We start from the raw sequence: 12,408 nt of genomic DNA, 5'->3' as shown, positions 1-12,408 counted from the left end.
CGGGCCTGCTTTCAGGCCTCGGCAATCCCCAGCATGTCCTTGATCAGCGCTTCGGCCACGCGAATACCATCGACACCTGCCGACAGAATACCGCCGGCGTAACCTGCGCCTTCACCGGCCGGGTATAAGCCGCGCACGTTAAGGCTCTGCATATCTGCGCCACGGGTGATGCGCAGCGGTGAGGAGGTGCGGGTTTCGATGCCGGTGAGTACCGCATCATGCAGGTCGAAACCTTTGATCTGCTTGCCGAAAGCCGGCAGGGCTTCGCGGATGGCTTCGATGGCAAAGTCCGGCAGGGCCAAAGCCAGGTCGCCCAGTTTTATCCCAGGTTTGTAGGATGGTTCGACGCTGCCCAGCTCTGTAGAAGGTTTGCCGGCGATAAAGTCGCCAACCAGTTGCCCTGGCGCTTCGTAGGTGCTGCCGCCGAGCAGGTAGGCCTGCGACTCCAGCTGCTCTTGCAGCTCAACCCCAGCCAGCGGGCCGCCCGGATAATCCTGCTCCGGGGTGATGCCGACGACGATGCCGGCGTTGGCATTGCGCTCATTGCGCGAGTACTGGCTCATGCCGTTGGTCACCACGCGGTTCGGCTCCGAGGTGGCGGCGACCACGGTGCCGCCCGGACACATGCAGAAGCTGTAGACCGAGCGGCCGTTCTTGGCGTGGTGCACCAGTTTGTAATCCGCAGCACCGAGCTTGGGATGGCCGGCGTATTTGCCCAGGCGCGCACGGTCGATCAGGCCTTGCGGGTGCTCGATACGAAAGCCCACCGAAAATGGCTTGGCTTCCATGAAGACTTCGCGTTTGTGCAGCATGCGGAAGGTGTCACGCGAGCTGTGGCCCAGGGCCAGGATCACCTGGCGGCTGAGAATCTGCTCGCCACTGTCGAGCACCACGCCCTTGAGCTGACCTTCTTCGATCAGCACATCACTGACGCGCTGCTGAAAGCGCACTTCGCCGCCGAGGGCCTTGATCTCTTCGCGCATGGTGGCGACCACGCCGGTGAGGCGGAAGGTGCCGATATGCGGCTTGCTGACGTAGAGGATTTCTTCCGGTGCGCCGGCTTTGACAAACTCATGCAGCACCTTGCGTCCGTAATGCTTGGGGTCCTTGATCTGGCTGTACAGCTTGCCGTCGGAGAACGTACCGGCACCGCCCTCGCCGAACTGCACGTTGGACTCCGGGTTGAGCACGTTCTTGCGCCACAGGCCCCAGGTGTCTTTGGTGCGCTGGCGTACCTCAGTGCCGCGCTCCAGCACGATTGGGCGCAAACCAGCTTGGGCAAGAATCAGCGCGGCGAAAATCCCGCAAGGGCCGAAGCCGACCACCACTGGGCGCTCGGCCAGGTTCTCTGCTTGGCCAACCGGCTTGTAAGCGGTGTCTGGGGTGACGCTGATGTGCTTGTCGTCACTCAGCTTGGCCAGTAAGGCGGTTTCATCGCGCAGGCTGCAGTCGATGGTGTAGATAAAGTGCATCTCAGTGGATTTTTTGCGCGCATCGTAGCTGCGCTTGAACAAGGTGAAGTCGAGCAGCTCGCTGTCGGCAATCCCCAGGCGCTGGACGATGGCGGGGCGCAGGGCCTCCTCGGGATGATCGAGGGGTAGCTTGAGTTCGGTGATGCGTAGCATGGGGGCGATCCACTTTCAGGGCCGGAGGCAACCCGGCAGCTTTTAAAAGGCGACGATTATACGCCTATCTCCGGCTAAAGGCCGCCGCCGGTCAACGGCAGCGGCCCGTCATGTGGCTGCCTCAACCCTCAGTGCTAACGCGCCTCGGGCTTTACCCAGGCCAGCATCACATCGAGCATGCGGTTGGCGAACGCCCACTCGTTGTCATACCAGGCCAAGACCTTGACCAGATCGCCCTGCACGCGGGTGTGGCTGAGATCGACTACGCAGGACACCGGGTAGCCGTTGAAGTCGCTGGACACCAGTGCCAGCTCATTGCATTCCATCACCCCCGGAGGTAATTGCAATGCGCCGGCCTGCAATGCAGCGTTGATCGCTTCGCGGCTGGTCGGGCGTTCGCTGGTAAAGGTCAGATCGACCAGTGACACGTTGGGCGTCGGTACGCGTATCGACAACCCATCCAGGCGGCCAACCAGTTCCGGCATCACCAGGCCGATGGCCTTGGCTGCACCGGTGCTGGTGGGGATCATCGACAGCGCAGCGGCGCGGGCGCGGTAGAGATCGCTGTGGGTCTTGTCCAGCAGGTTCTGGTCGTTGGTGTAGGAGTGGATAGTGTTGACCAGCCCCTGACGAATGCCCACTGCTTCGTGCAGCACCTTGGCCATCGGCGCCAGGCAGTTAGTGGTGCAGGAGGCGTTGGAAACGATCTGCTGATCGCCCAGCAGCTGGTGATTAACGCCGTAGACCACGGTCAGGTCGGCACTGTCCAGCGGATGCGACAGCAGCACCCTCGGGCTGCCGGCGCTGATGTGCTGTTCGACCTGTTCGCGCTTCTTCAGCTTGCCGGTGCATTCGAGCACCAGATCCACCGCGTGCTCCCGCCAAGGCAGGTTGGTCACTTCGCGCTCACGCAGCAGCTGGATCGGGTGGCCGTTTACCAGCAAGGTATCGCCATCCAGGCTGATGTCCCCAGGAAAGCGGCCGAAGGTGGAGTCGAAGCGGGTGAGGTGGGCGAGGGTACTCTGCTCACCCAGGTCATTGATCGCGGTGAGGTGGATCTGCTGCTCCAGTTTGCGCTCAAACAACGCGCGCACCAGGCAGCGACCGATACGTCCATATCCATTAATAGCAATGCGCAGCATAACGATATCCCTTTGGCTGTCTTCCCTTGCAGCTTAGGCCAATCGTCTGCCAGCTGGCTGATCTATCTCAGCTATCTGCGCATTGGCAGCTTGCTTCCAGGCCTTTGAAAACGTAGGCGAGGCAGGCAAGACAAGGCAAAAACGGCCGAGGAAGCGGAGCTTACTGGCTGTAAATGAGCATTCCGAGGCCGTTTTTAACGCCGTATTGCCAACGCAGGTAGTTTTTCAACGGCCTGCTAGTCGTTACGTGCGCCGCCCAGGTAGGCACAGCCCCGCAGAACTTCACCATTAAGGCGTAGCTCAGCGCTCAGGTGCTGCACCGCGCCACTCATGCTGTTGACGCAGCGCTGGCGGGCGACCCACAGATCAAGGCGTTGGCCGTTGGCTTCGCTGCTCAGGTTTAGGCGGCCTTCGGGCAATTGCTCTTCCAGGTAAGGCAGTGCTTGAGGCTCCTGGCCGGGGCGATTGAGGATCAGGCCCTGACTGCTTACCGCGATATTCCAGTCCGGCTCGTGGCCACTGGCACGCAGGATGGTGCGGGCGAAGTTGATATCTGTGCAGCCATGGCCTTCAGCCTGTACGCGGTACACCTGGCTCGGCACAAACTGACCATCGACACCTTTCTGCGCATTGGCCTGCAGTTGGCCGCGCATATCGACATACAGCGTTGCGTGGCCATCTCCGAACAGCGTGCTGGCATCGCTACTCAGCTCGGCCGCACTGTCTTCCTTGAGGATAAATTGGCGTTGTTCCTGGCAGGGGCGAAACAGCAACTGGCCCGCGTTCAGGCTGAGCTCGCCCTGCATACGCGTCTGCTCGATAACAGGCTCGGCGGGTTTGTCGGTGAACACCTGGCAGCTGGCGAGCAGTGGCAACAAGACAAAAGATAAAGGGCGGCTGAAACGCATCGTGGCACTCCTGAAAAGTGCGCTCACGTTACCTAGGCCCCTGGCGTATCACAAGGGCATGCCGCCGCTGGCGACGGCATTTTCAGCCGTGTTGGGCATGTCAATCAGGGCTGTGAAACCCGCTGACTGACGTACCCTGAGGGTTAGATGTCCGTCTTGATTGTGGTCGTCGGGCCATTAGTCTTAACCGACTCAATACCACCCTCACGGCTGGCTGCAGCCTTATACATCTGGCTGGTGCCAATCACCTGATGGTTGGCTGCCTTGAGGTTGAAGTAGAAGCGCCCATCGCTGGCATCCTTGCGCTCGTAACGCTCATCGGCGGGCGCATTTTTTTGCACCGAGGCGATGCCACCTTCAGCGGCAGCACGACTCTCGTACTGTTCACTGCGCAAAATCACCTCGGCATTGCCTGCCTTCAACACGAAAAAGAACTGGCCTTTATCGTTCTTCGTAAGTTCATACCAACCAGCCATGGCGGCCTCCATCAAATAAAAGGGAAGGGGTAGAACAGCGATCAACGCAACCACGCGTGTGATCGACGGGAAAAAGCATAGCAAGGGCGTGTGACAGTGCGCGGTGAGGTGGCATGAGCAATTGCGCAGGCCGTGCTTGAGGGGAGTGGTGGCTTTGAACTACTCGCCGGACAGATCCGACTCCTGGTCTGGGTCGCCCAAGAGGAATGTGTCGCCATTGCTTGCAGTCAAGCTAGCGGTAGCCAGGTTGCGGATAACCCATTGCCATTGGTCATAGCGGCTCTCCAGAGTGCCGCGCGCAGTGCAGGGGCCGTAGAGGAAAAAATCATGCTGCTGACGTGCGGAAATAAGCACCGCCCGTTCAAAGAAGGCCTGTACCTGCGCTGGACTGATCACGAACTTGGCGCAGCCTTCAGACTGCCGGCCGACACCCTGCTCTTGCACGTGGATATTGGTGATCGCTCCTATGGGCGATGCCAAGCAGGCAAGCGGGAACAGGAGTATCGATGACAGTAGAACTGCGACTATCAGGTGGGGGTTGTATGTCGAAATAGGCATTTGTTGTTTGGACATGATTTGGGATGTTCTGTGTCTTGAATATTGTGATTGAAGTACGTTTGAGCAACTTCGGTAAGTAGCGGGTATTTGATGTGGCCAGACGTTTGGTTAAGGGGCGGGCTTTAGCCCGTCCCAGTGAGCGAAGCGAACGGTTTGAACCAGTTGTTAGGCGCTAGGCGTCGTATTAAATTTTATAGCCAAGTATAGATTCACAGTTGCTGTTTTCGTAAAACTTTTTGAATGTTTTCTTTGTGGCTTCTTGCTTCGATGGCACTTGCTGCTCTGCATTGACTGTAATATTTATAAGGTTTGTAAGTGCTGCATCATGCTGGGCTATGTATAGAAAAACCATTTCACGCCGCTCGGTATCGCTTAGGTCTTTAAATGTTTCATTATGATTTATTATTTCTAGGCCGTCGTTGATAACAGTCGTGAAGATTTTGCTGCGTTGGCCTGTCTCATTGCTGCTGTTGAGAAGTGCAGTGACGTCGTTAGCTACAGGGATACTTCTCATTAATGATATTGCGCAATTTGCTTTTTCTGTAAGCCCCATTATTGTTAGGTAGTCAGGTTTCATCGCGTAATATTGATAGTCAAGCCATAAATCCTGCTCGGCAGGTGTGTTAGTTGTCGAGGCTACTAATGCGTTTGACATGGTTACGGTAAGAATAATAGCTAAGAATTTTATGCGTTTTATGGGATTCATTTGGTGGTGCCTAACGTTTGGTTAAGGGGCCGGCTTTAGCCGGTCCCGAACGAGCGAAGCGAGTGACTTGAACCACCAGTTAGGTATGTGGCCACTCTGTACATATGACCCCGCCGCTGTTTATCTGCAAAAATTGCGCTGCTTCATGAACAAGCCCAGCAGAAGTAGACGAAATTACTAGCACCAGTGGATTTTCTGACACTGGATCTATATCGAGACGTTCGCGATCTATGGAGCGACGTATAACCGTAAGCTCCGTCCATTGATTGTCGTTGGCGTGGCTACTATTGCCATCAGAGTCAAAATCCACATTACCCCAAAGATAATGAGCGACAGACGGAAATGGCGGTCTTAGTCCAGGCTCTACTAGGTACAGCGTAAATCGTTCTTCCATATACCTAACGTTTGGTTAAGGGGCGGGCTTTAGCCCGTCCCAGTGAGCGAAGCGAGCGATTTGAACCACTTGTTAGGCGAATTCTATTAGTAGGCATATGGCAACAAAGCATAATAATGCGGTTACGATAAGTTGATTTATCAAAATGTCGGTGCGTTTTTTGCTGATTTTGTGGGTTGGATAAACCATAGGCCATGTTTTTTCTGTGGCCGCAAGGAGTAATGTTTCAGGGGTTACTGGTATGCGCTTTACTTGCTGGTACGGTGCTGGTGAAAATAGAGCTCCGATATTAAAACCTTCTTCGTTGTGATGGAAATACCAATAGTAAGTATTCATGGCAACATTGTATGTTGACGCAAAATCTTCAGCCAACTCAAAGAAATCATCTCCATCTATGCCTAGGTCGCGGCATAGATCAGCTTTAGGAGAAAGGTTGGTCCTGCTTACTCCCTGGCTTTTTTCAAGAAAATTGTAGATTTCTTCGATATCCATATTTGCCTAACGTTTGGTTAAGGGGCGGGCTTTAGCCCGTCCCAGTGAGCGCAGCGAACGATTTGAACCAATTGTTATGAGGTCAATTACCGCATTCTGAATAAACACATGGCGGCCAAACCTGCTCTGCAAATGTATGAAAATTGAAGCTTGGGATAATCAATTGTCCGTTAGATTTTTTGTACACCATAAACCTACCAAACAGCGGCCCTTTTTCCATATTTATTACAACGTATACAGACTTGGTTGAAGGGGAGATTTCTTTTTCAGACACATATTCATGGCTAATGAAATTTCCATAATATGCTGTTATTTGTCCAAACTGAGCGGACTGAGCCTGCAGCTCCTTGCTTCCTTCCAATGGACCATCTTTTGCCCAAGACTTCCAAGCTTCGGCAACCCCTTTTTCTTTGAATGCTTTAAATCCATCATCAATAATTTGATCTTTAGCAAGCACTGATAGAGGAAGCACTGCGAGGATTAATGCTGTTAATGTTTTTTTCATGGATTTCCATTTCTCGATTAATTTGCTTTGACTCATAACGTTTGGTTAAGGGGCGGGCTTTAGCCCGTCCCGAGTGAGCGCAGCGAACGACTTGAACCAGTTGTTATATGGCTTTGCTTGCACCGGCAAGGGTTTCTTTTACCTGCGCAGAGTGTTTGGCCTTACCCTTTGTAGCAGTTACTTTTTCCGTTGTGGTTTTCACTTCGACTTTTAAGTTATAGCTGTTGGCGTATGGTCTGCCTTTGAATAAAGAATGTAAGTACTCCATATAGTTCTCTGCAAGCTCAGCGCTATTAAGATACAGCGTTTTATAGGAGAGGCGGCCTGTCGTGCTTGGGTAAAGCCCTTGGACAATATCGTCGTCTTCGTAGTGTGGATTTATCATGTTGGATGGAATGAGTTTGTGCGGGATTTCTACTTTTATTGTTGCGTACTCGACAACGGATTTATTCGGGAAATCACCAGCTTCGCGTAGTAGTTTCATCCTTGGTCTCCACATGACTTATTGCAATGACATATAACGTTTGGTTAAGGGGCGGGCTTTAGCCCGTCCCTAGTGAGCGCAGCGAACGACTTGAACCACTAGTTAGAAGCCATTCACCCATGGAAAAATGCCTTAATATTTTTTGAGGCCTTTTCTATCAATCCGCTTTCTAAATTCAAGGTTACTTGAGCATCCCAAGGTTCTGCTCCTTCGTATTGGGAGAACTTGAGCTTAACAGCTATGTGACCTTTCTTATCTGATGTGCATGTAATTGAAAATTCTTGTTCAATTGATGCCCATTCTATTTCGCCGCTCCAGCCTTTCCATTCTTTGGCCATGTACGCAAATAGATCAACTAATAAGTCGCAGTCGGTGTAGCCCCAAACGCGCCTAGAAACGAAGATATCATTACTTTTGTATGCCGCAGTAAAATAGTCGCCTTCGATATTTGATAGCACTAGTTGTGCGGCTGTATCTGCTGATTTGATGACGACTTCATTCATTGCAATGGCTTCTAACGATTAAGCTAAGGGGCGGGCTTTGCCCGTCCCAGCGAACGAAGTGAGCGATTTGAGCGCATTGTTAGGTTTCAAAACGCGTACAGCCAGTTCAAGTGTTGCTTGGTAATATGCTCGACAAGATAATGCCTTGCTTGGCTATCTTTTCGATTGCGTAATGGTAGAAATCTTGATTTGCTTTTGAGCCGCATATGTTTACAAGCTCTACTCCTGCTTGAGTTAGAAATGCTTTCCCGGTTTGAAGCTCGTTGTCGTTCTCTTTTGAGAATTCAAGAATTGTCGGGTTTCCATAGTAATAAATTACGGCTTTCATTGGGAGGCGAAGCCGCTTATAACCGGATACAGACTCAAACGAAATTAGACCAATAGCATCGAGGTGTTTAAGTGAGGAGAAGTTTATTCCGTGCTTTGTATATATTTCATTATCTACGTCAAATATAAGAGGTGTAACATCCCCAATCATCCAGATAAACTGGCAGAAGTTTGTAAAAAGTTCTGCATCTTTTTTGTCCATTGATGCAACAAAGTCTATTGTTCTCTTTGAATATGTACCGGGCTTTGTTGCCTCACCTGCAAGAAGACTTGACCACAAAGATTGCATTTGCTTGTCGGATACGGTGTCGCATTTCTCAAAGAAGTGAGCAACCCAGTCCTCCTCTAATTTCTCGGTCTGTGCATCGAGAGGAATAGCTTTTGCTGCTTGGGCTGTAATTGCTTCTATATTTTCCTGTTTTCTAGCTTCCTGATGCACTAGCCTCTCAATACCTCTTTGCTGGATTTCACTTAGTTCTATCCCTGCTAGAGCTTTTATTTTCTCTGCGGCAGCCTCAGCTTCTGCCTTTTTCTTAATTCTTCTTGGTTCGTATAGTACGCCGACTGCATTTGATACTTTTTCAATCAGAATGGTAGCCGGCTTGGCCAGATCGCCGAGGTTTATGATCGAGTTTCCGTCTGACACGATTCCTCCTTTGATACCTAACTATAATTAGACGACATTGCTGTCGCATAACATCCGATGGAATGTCGGATAACGTTCCTTGTCGTTCTGCAAGTCCTTGTCTAGCTTGGAGTAGGTCGCGGCAAACGCGACATTACTCAGGGAGCAACACGACATGGATGACGGCAAGCCAAAATTGTTGGTGCAGGTGCGCCAGCAGATTCGTTTGAGAAACTATTCGATTCGTACCGAGGCTGTCTATGCCGAGTGGGTGAAACGCTACATACGGTTTCATCGTTATCGGCATCCCGCGGAAATGGGCGCTGCGGAGATTGAGGCGTTTTTGACTCATCTGGCCGTCGCCAGGAATGTATCAGGCTCTACGCAGAATCAGGCATTGGCGGCGCTGTTGTTTCTTTATAAACATGTTTTGGATGTGCAATTGCCTTGGCTCGATGACATCGTCCGCGCCAAAAAGGCAAAGCACTTGCCCGTTGTGCTGACTCGCGATGAAGCGGCGCGGGTGTTGGCAGAGTTGTCGGGTGTGCAGTGGATTGTGGCTAATTTACTTTATGGTGCTGGGCTGCGCTTGTTGGAGGCACTTCGGCTGCGGGTCAAGGACGTCGATTTTGCTCGGGGCGAAGTTCTGGTGCGTGATGGTAAGGGGCAGAAGGATCGCGTGACCATGTTGCCGCAGCGCTTGGTATTGCCGTTGCAGGAGCATCTCCTGAAAGTCGCTGTTTTGCATCGCACCGATCTGGCTGAGGGCTTTGGTCGAGCCAACTTGCCGTTCGCGTTGGCGCGTAAATACCCGAATGCGGCGGCGGAGTGGGGGTGGCAGTTTGTGTTTCCGTCAGTCAGTCGCTCGCAGGATCCGCGCTCTGAGGGGATCTTCCGTCATCACTTGCATGAGAAAACCATTCAGCGTGCAGTGCGTGTGGCGGTAAGGCGAGCAGGGATCATCAAGCCAGCGACGCCGCACACCTTTCGCCATTCTTTTGCGACTCATCTCTTGGAAAGTGGCCAGGACATTCGCACGGTGCAGGAGTTGCTCGGTCATGCGGATGTGAAGACGACGCAGATTTATACCCATGTGCTCAATCGCGGCAGGTTGGGGGTAATCAGCCCGCTTGATCGAGTGTAAGAAGGATGTGCTTTGCTGCGAAGCCGCTCTGTTCTTTTGGGAGCGGTATTAAAAGCCCCGCACTAGGCGGGGCTGTTTGGTGTTGCAGTGACGTGCGTGGTGGTCAGATCAGCTCAGCCCACATGTCGTATTCATCCGCGTCGACGATGCGTACGCGCACTTTGTCGCCTGGGTTGACGTTGGTGCTGGCGATAAACACGCTACCGTCGATCTCCGGGGCATCGGCGTAGCAGCGGGCGACTGCGCCTTGATCGTCGACTTCATCGATCAGCACGTCCATTTCCTTGCCGACTTTCAGTTGCAGGCGCGCGGTGCTGATCGCTTGCTGGTGGGCCATAAAACGGTCCCAGCGATCCTGTTTAATGTCGTCCGGCACCGGGTTGTCGAGCAGGTTGGCGTGCGCGCCCTCTACCGGTGAATACTGGAAGCAGCCGACGCGGTCGAGTTGCGCTTCGGTCAGCCAGTTGAGCAGGTATTGGAAGTCTTCTTCAGTCTCGCCAGGGAAGCCGACAATAAAGGTCGAGCGGATAGTCAGCTCCGGGCAGATCTCGCGCCAGTTCTTGATGCGTGCCAGAGTCTTGTCTTCGAAGGCTGGGCGCTTCATGGCTTTCAGCACTTTCGGGCTGGCGTGCTGGAAGGGGATGTCCAGGTACGGCAGGATCTTGCCAGCGGCCATCAATGGGATCAGCTCGTCGACGTGCGGGTAGGGATAGACATAGTGCAGGCGTACCCATACGCCCATGCTGGAGAGCGCTTCGCACATTTCGGTCATGCGGGTTTTCACCGGCTGACCGTTCCAGAAGTCGGTTTTGTACTTCACGTCGACGCCATAGGCGCTGGTGTCCTGGCTGATCACCAGCAACTCCTTAACGCCGGATTTGACCAGGCGTTCGGCTTCGCTGAGCACTTCACCTACTGGGCGGCTGACCAGCTTGCCACGCATCGATGGAATGATGCAGAAGCTGCAGCTGTGGTTGCAGCCTTCGGAAATCTTTAGATAGGCATAGTGGCGCGGTGTGAGCTTGATGCCTTGCGGCGGCACTAGATCGATTAGCGGGTTGTGGTCCTGACGCGGCGGTACGACTTCATGCACCGCGTTTACCACCTGCTCGTACTGTTGCGGCCCGGTGACCGAAAGCACGCTCGGGTGTACGTCGCGGATGCTGCCTTCTTCCACGCCCATGCAGCCGGTGACGATCACCTTGCCATTTTCCTTGATCGCTTCGCCGATCACTTCCAGGGATTCAGCCTTGGCACTGTCGATAAAACCACAGGTATTGACCACTACCACGTCGGCGTCCTGGTAGGTGGACACCACTTCATAACCTTCCATGCGCAGCTGGGTCAGGATGCGCTCAGAGTCCACCAGTGCCTTGGGGCAACCGAGTGATACAAAGCCGACTTTCGGCGTGGCGGGGGTGGACATGGCGTTAACCTCAGGCGTGTGCGAACGGATGCTGGGCGCTTGGCGCGCCTCTGATCAAAAAGTGCGCAATTCTAGCGGCAGACTTGCGCCATTGCCACTACCACGAAGGGGGTTTTAGCCGTTTGAGGCGTGAATCTCGGGCTGTGCTACGCATTGCGATTACTTGCCCAGAGAAAAGACCCGCTAATGGGGGAGGGGCACCTTTTCTATGGAGCTTTCAGCTTGCTTCAGCTGCGGCGAGGCAGGATGCGGGTCAGGGTGTTGTCACGCACGAAGAAGTGGTGGAGCAACCCGGCGGCGGCATGCAGGCCAATCAGCCAATAGCCGGCGCTGCCAGCCAGCTCGTGCCATTCTTTGATCTCGCCGGCCAGTGGTTTGTTTGGCGCTAGCAGTGCAGGAAGTTCAAGGCCGAAGAATGGAATAGGCTTACCGGCAGCACTAAGGATCAGCCAGCCAGCCAGTGGTGCACCAATCATCAGGGCATAGAGTGCTAGGTGCATCAGCTTTGATGGGATGGCTTGCCAGGCGGGCAGAGCGGGGGTGATAGCTGGCGTTGGTGCGATCACGCTCGCCAGTATGCGGAGCCAGACTAGGGCAAATACCGCAAGGCCAAGCATAAAGTGCCATTGCTTGAGCAGCTCACGCGTATCGCTGCCTTTAGGGAAATTGCCCTTGAGCTCAATGCAGGCATAAACGCCGGCAATAAGAATCAGCATTAGCCAATGCATTGCAATGGACAGGCTGCCGTAGCGCAATGCGGTATTTTTCCATGGCATGGTGGTGTGAGCTCCGAGGCTTTAGGTGGTGGGCAGACTCAGTTTAGGCGGAAAAGCTTAAGGCTTACTGAGCTGGATCACTTAAATCATGCACAAACAAAAAGGCCACTCGATTGAGTGGCCTTTTTGAGTATCTGGTTGCGGGAGCCGGATTTGAACCGACGACCTTCGGGTTATGAGCCCGACGAGCTACCAGACTGCTCCATCCCGCGCCGGCTATTCTATATAGAAATCGCACTCTGTCAACAAAATTATGTTTTTAATCAAATGCTTAGACTGGTGGCGTGGTGAAACAAAAAAGGCCACTCGATTGAGTG

14 protein-coding genes and 1 tRNA gene are annotated in these 12,408 nt (G+C 53.4%); 1 reads left to right on the top strand and 14 read right to left on the bottom strand.

Going from position 1 to position 12,408, the window contains the following annotated elements; genetic code table 11:
* Positions 1 to 11: 11 nt before the first annotated feature.
* The 11 genes from ACIGEK_RS13470 to ACIGEK_RS13420 form a co-directional block, all read right to left on the bottom strand.
* A complete protein-coding gene (locus ACIGEK_RS13470) occupies positions 12 to 1,625 on the bottom strand; it encodes an NAD(P)/FAD-dependent oxidoreductase (protein WP_397493789.1) in 1,614 nt (537 codons plus the stop codon).
* 134 nt (positions 1,626 to 1,759) lie between these two features.
* Entirely contained in the window at positions 1,760 to 2,767 is a 1,008-nt protein-coding gene (gene gap, locus ACIGEK_RS13465; protein WP_397493788.1) for a type I glyceraldehyde-3-phosphate dehydrogenase, read from the bottom strand.
* Between the two features lie 236 nt (positions 2,768 to 3,003).
* Positions 3,004 to 3,675, bottom strand: coding sequence for a COG3650 family protein (locus tag ACIGEK_RS13460; protein WP_397493787.1), 672 nt, complete (start codon positions 3,673 to 3,675; stop codon positions 3,004 to 3,006).
* 143 nt (positions 3,676 to 3,818) lie between these two features.
* Positions 3,819 to 4,151: a YegP family protein gene (locus ACIGEK_RS13455; RefSeq protein WP_397493786.1), complete on the bottom strand. Its 333-nt coding sequence runs from the start codon at positions 4,149 to 4,151 to the stop codon at positions 3,819 to 3,821.
* Positions 4,152 to 4,310: 159 nt separating this feature from the next.
* Entirely contained in the window at positions 4,311 to 4,724 is a 414-nt protein-coding gene (locus ACIGEK_RS13450; protein WP_397493785.1) for a hypothetical protein, read from the bottom strand.
* A gap of 169 nt (positions 4,725 to 4,893) precedes the next feature.
* Positions 4,894 to 5,415, bottom strand: a complete 522-nt coding sequence (locus ACIGEK_RS13445) for a hypothetical protein (protein ID WP_397493784.1) — start codon at positions 5,413 to 5,415, stop codon at positions 4,894 to 4,896.
* A gap of 466 nt (positions 5,416 to 5,881) precedes the next feature.
* On the bottom strand, positions 5,882 to 6,301 hold the full coding sequence (locus ACIGEK_RS13440; protein WP_397493783.1) for a hypothetical protein: 420 nt from the start codon (positions 6,299 to 6,301) through the stop codon (positions 5,882 to 5,884).
* Positions 6,302 to 6,383: 82 nt separating this feature from the next.
* Positions 6,384 to 6,842: a hypothetical protein gene (locus tag ACIGEK_RS13435; RefSeq protein WP_397493782.1), complete on the bottom strand. Its 459-nt coding sequence runs from the start codon at positions 6,840 to 6,842 to the stop codon at positions 6,384 to 6,386.
* Between the two features lie 67 nt (positions 6,843 to 6,909).
* On the bottom strand, positions 6,910 to 7,290 hold the full coding sequence (locus tag ACIGEK_RS13430; RefSeq protein ID WP_397493781.1) for a hypothetical protein: 381 nt from the start codon (positions 7,288 to 7,290) through the stop codon (positions 6,910 to 6,912).
* A gap of 113 nt (positions 7,291 to 7,403) precedes the next feature.
* Complete coding sequence (locus tag ACIGEK_RS13425) at positions 7,404 to 7,793, bottom strand: DUF6228 family protein (protein WP_397493780.1); 390 nt, start codon at positions 7,791 to 7,793, stop codon at positions 7,404 to 7,406.
* Between the two features lie 106 nt (positions 7,794 to 7,899).
* On the bottom strand, positions 7,900 to 8,766 hold the full coding sequence (locus ACIGEK_RS13420; RefSeq protein WP_397493779.1) for a DUF2806 domain-containing protein: 867 nt from the start codon (positions 8,764 to 8,766) through the stop codon (positions 7,900 to 7,902).
* Positions 8,767 to 8,920: 154 nt separating this feature from the next.
* Between ACIGEK_RS13420 and ACIGEK_RS13415 the strand changes: the two genes are divergently transcribed.
* Positions 8,921 to 9,889, top strand: coding sequence for an integron integrase (locus tag ACIGEK_RS13415; protein ID WP_397493778.1), 969 nt, complete (start codon positions 8,921 to 8,923; stop codon positions 9,887 to 9,889).
* 103 nt (positions 9,890 to 9,992) lie between these two features.
* Here the strand turns inward: ACIGEK_RS13415 and rimO are convergent, their stop codons facing one another.
* From rimO to ACIGEK_RS13400, 3 genes are all read right to left on the bottom strand, one after another.
* The gene (rimO, locus tag ACIGEK_RS13410; protein ID WP_397493777.1) at positions 9,993 to 11,315 is read right to left on the bottom strand and encodes a 30S ribosomal protein S12 methylthiotransferase RimO; all 1,323 of its coding nucleotides are present in this window, start codon (positions 11,313 to 11,315) and stop codon (positions 9,993 to 9,995) included.
* 227 nt (positions 11,316 to 11,542) lie between these two features.
* On the bottom strand, positions 11,543 to 12,091 hold the full coding sequence (locus tag ACIGEK_RS13405) for a cytochrome b (RefSeq protein ID WP_397493776.1): 549 nt from the start codon (positions 12,089 to 12,091) through the stop codon (positions 11,543 to 11,545).
* Positions 12,092 to 12,226: 135 nt separating this feature from the next.
* Positions 12,227 to 12,303, bottom strand: a tRNA-Met gene (locus tag ACIGEK_RS13400).
* Between the last annotated feature and the right edge of the window lie 105 nt (positions 12,304 to 12,408).

Source organism: Pseudomonas sp. NPDC079086, from assembly GCF_044542155.1.
In the GTDB taxonomy this organism is placed as follows: Bacteria; Pseudomonadota; Gammaproteobacteria; order Pseudomonadales; family Pseudomonadaceae; genus Aquipseudomonas.
This window is presented reverse-complemented; position numbering and strand designations above follow the sequence as displayed.

Coding starts and splice junctions, on each gene's coding strand:
- ACIGEK_RS13470 (WP_397493789.1), bottom strand. CDS start 1,625: ATGCTACGCATCACCGAACTCAAGCTACCCCTCGATCATCCCGAGGAG.
- gap (WP_397493788.1), bottom strand. CDS start 2,767: ATGCTGCGCATTGCTATTAATGGATATGGACGTATCGGTCGCTGCCTG.
- ACIGEK_RS13460 (WP_397493787.1), bottom strand. CDS start 3,675: ATGCGTTTCAGCCGCCCTTTATCTTTTGTCTTGTTGCCACTGCTCGCC.
- ACIGEK_RS13455 (WP_397493786.1), bottom strand. CDS start 4,151: ATGGCTGGTTGGTATGAACTTACGAAGAACGATAAAGGCCAGTTCTTT.
- ACIGEK_RS13450 (WP_397493785.1), bottom strand. CDS start 4,724: ATGTCCAAACAACAAATGCCTATTTCGACATACAACCCCCACCTGATA.
- ACIGEK_RS13445 (WP_397493784.1), bottom strand. CDS start 5,415: ATGAATCCCATAAAACGCATAAAATTCTTAGCTATTATTCTTACCGTA.
- ACIGEK_RS13440 (WP_397493783.1), bottom strand. CDS start 6,301: ATGGATATCGAAGAAATCTACAATTTTCTTGAAAAAAGCCAGGGAGTA.
- ACIGEK_RS13435 (WP_397493782.1), bottom strand. CDS start 6,842: ATGAGTCAAAGCAAATTAATCGAGAAATGGAAATCCATGAAAAAAACA.
- ACIGEK_RS13430 (WP_397493781.1), bottom strand. CDS start 7,290: ATGAAACTACTACGCGAAGCTGGTGATTTCCCGAATAAATCCGTTGTC.
- ACIGEK_RS13425 (WP_397493780.1), bottom strand. CDS start 7,793: ATGAATGAAGTCGTCATCAAATCAGCAGATACAGCCGCACAACTAGTG.
- ACIGEK_RS13415 (WP_397493778.1), top strand. CDS start 8,921: ATGGATGACGGCAAGCCAAAATTGTTGGTGCAGGTGCGCCAGCAGATT.
- rimO (WP_397493777.1), bottom strand. CDS start 11,315: ATGTCCACCCCCGCCACGCCGAAAGTCGGCTTTGTATCACTCGGTTGC.
- ACIGEK_RS13405 (WP_397493776.1), bottom strand. CDS start 12,091: ATGCCATGGAAAAATACCGCATTGCGCTACGGCAGCCTGTCCATTGCA.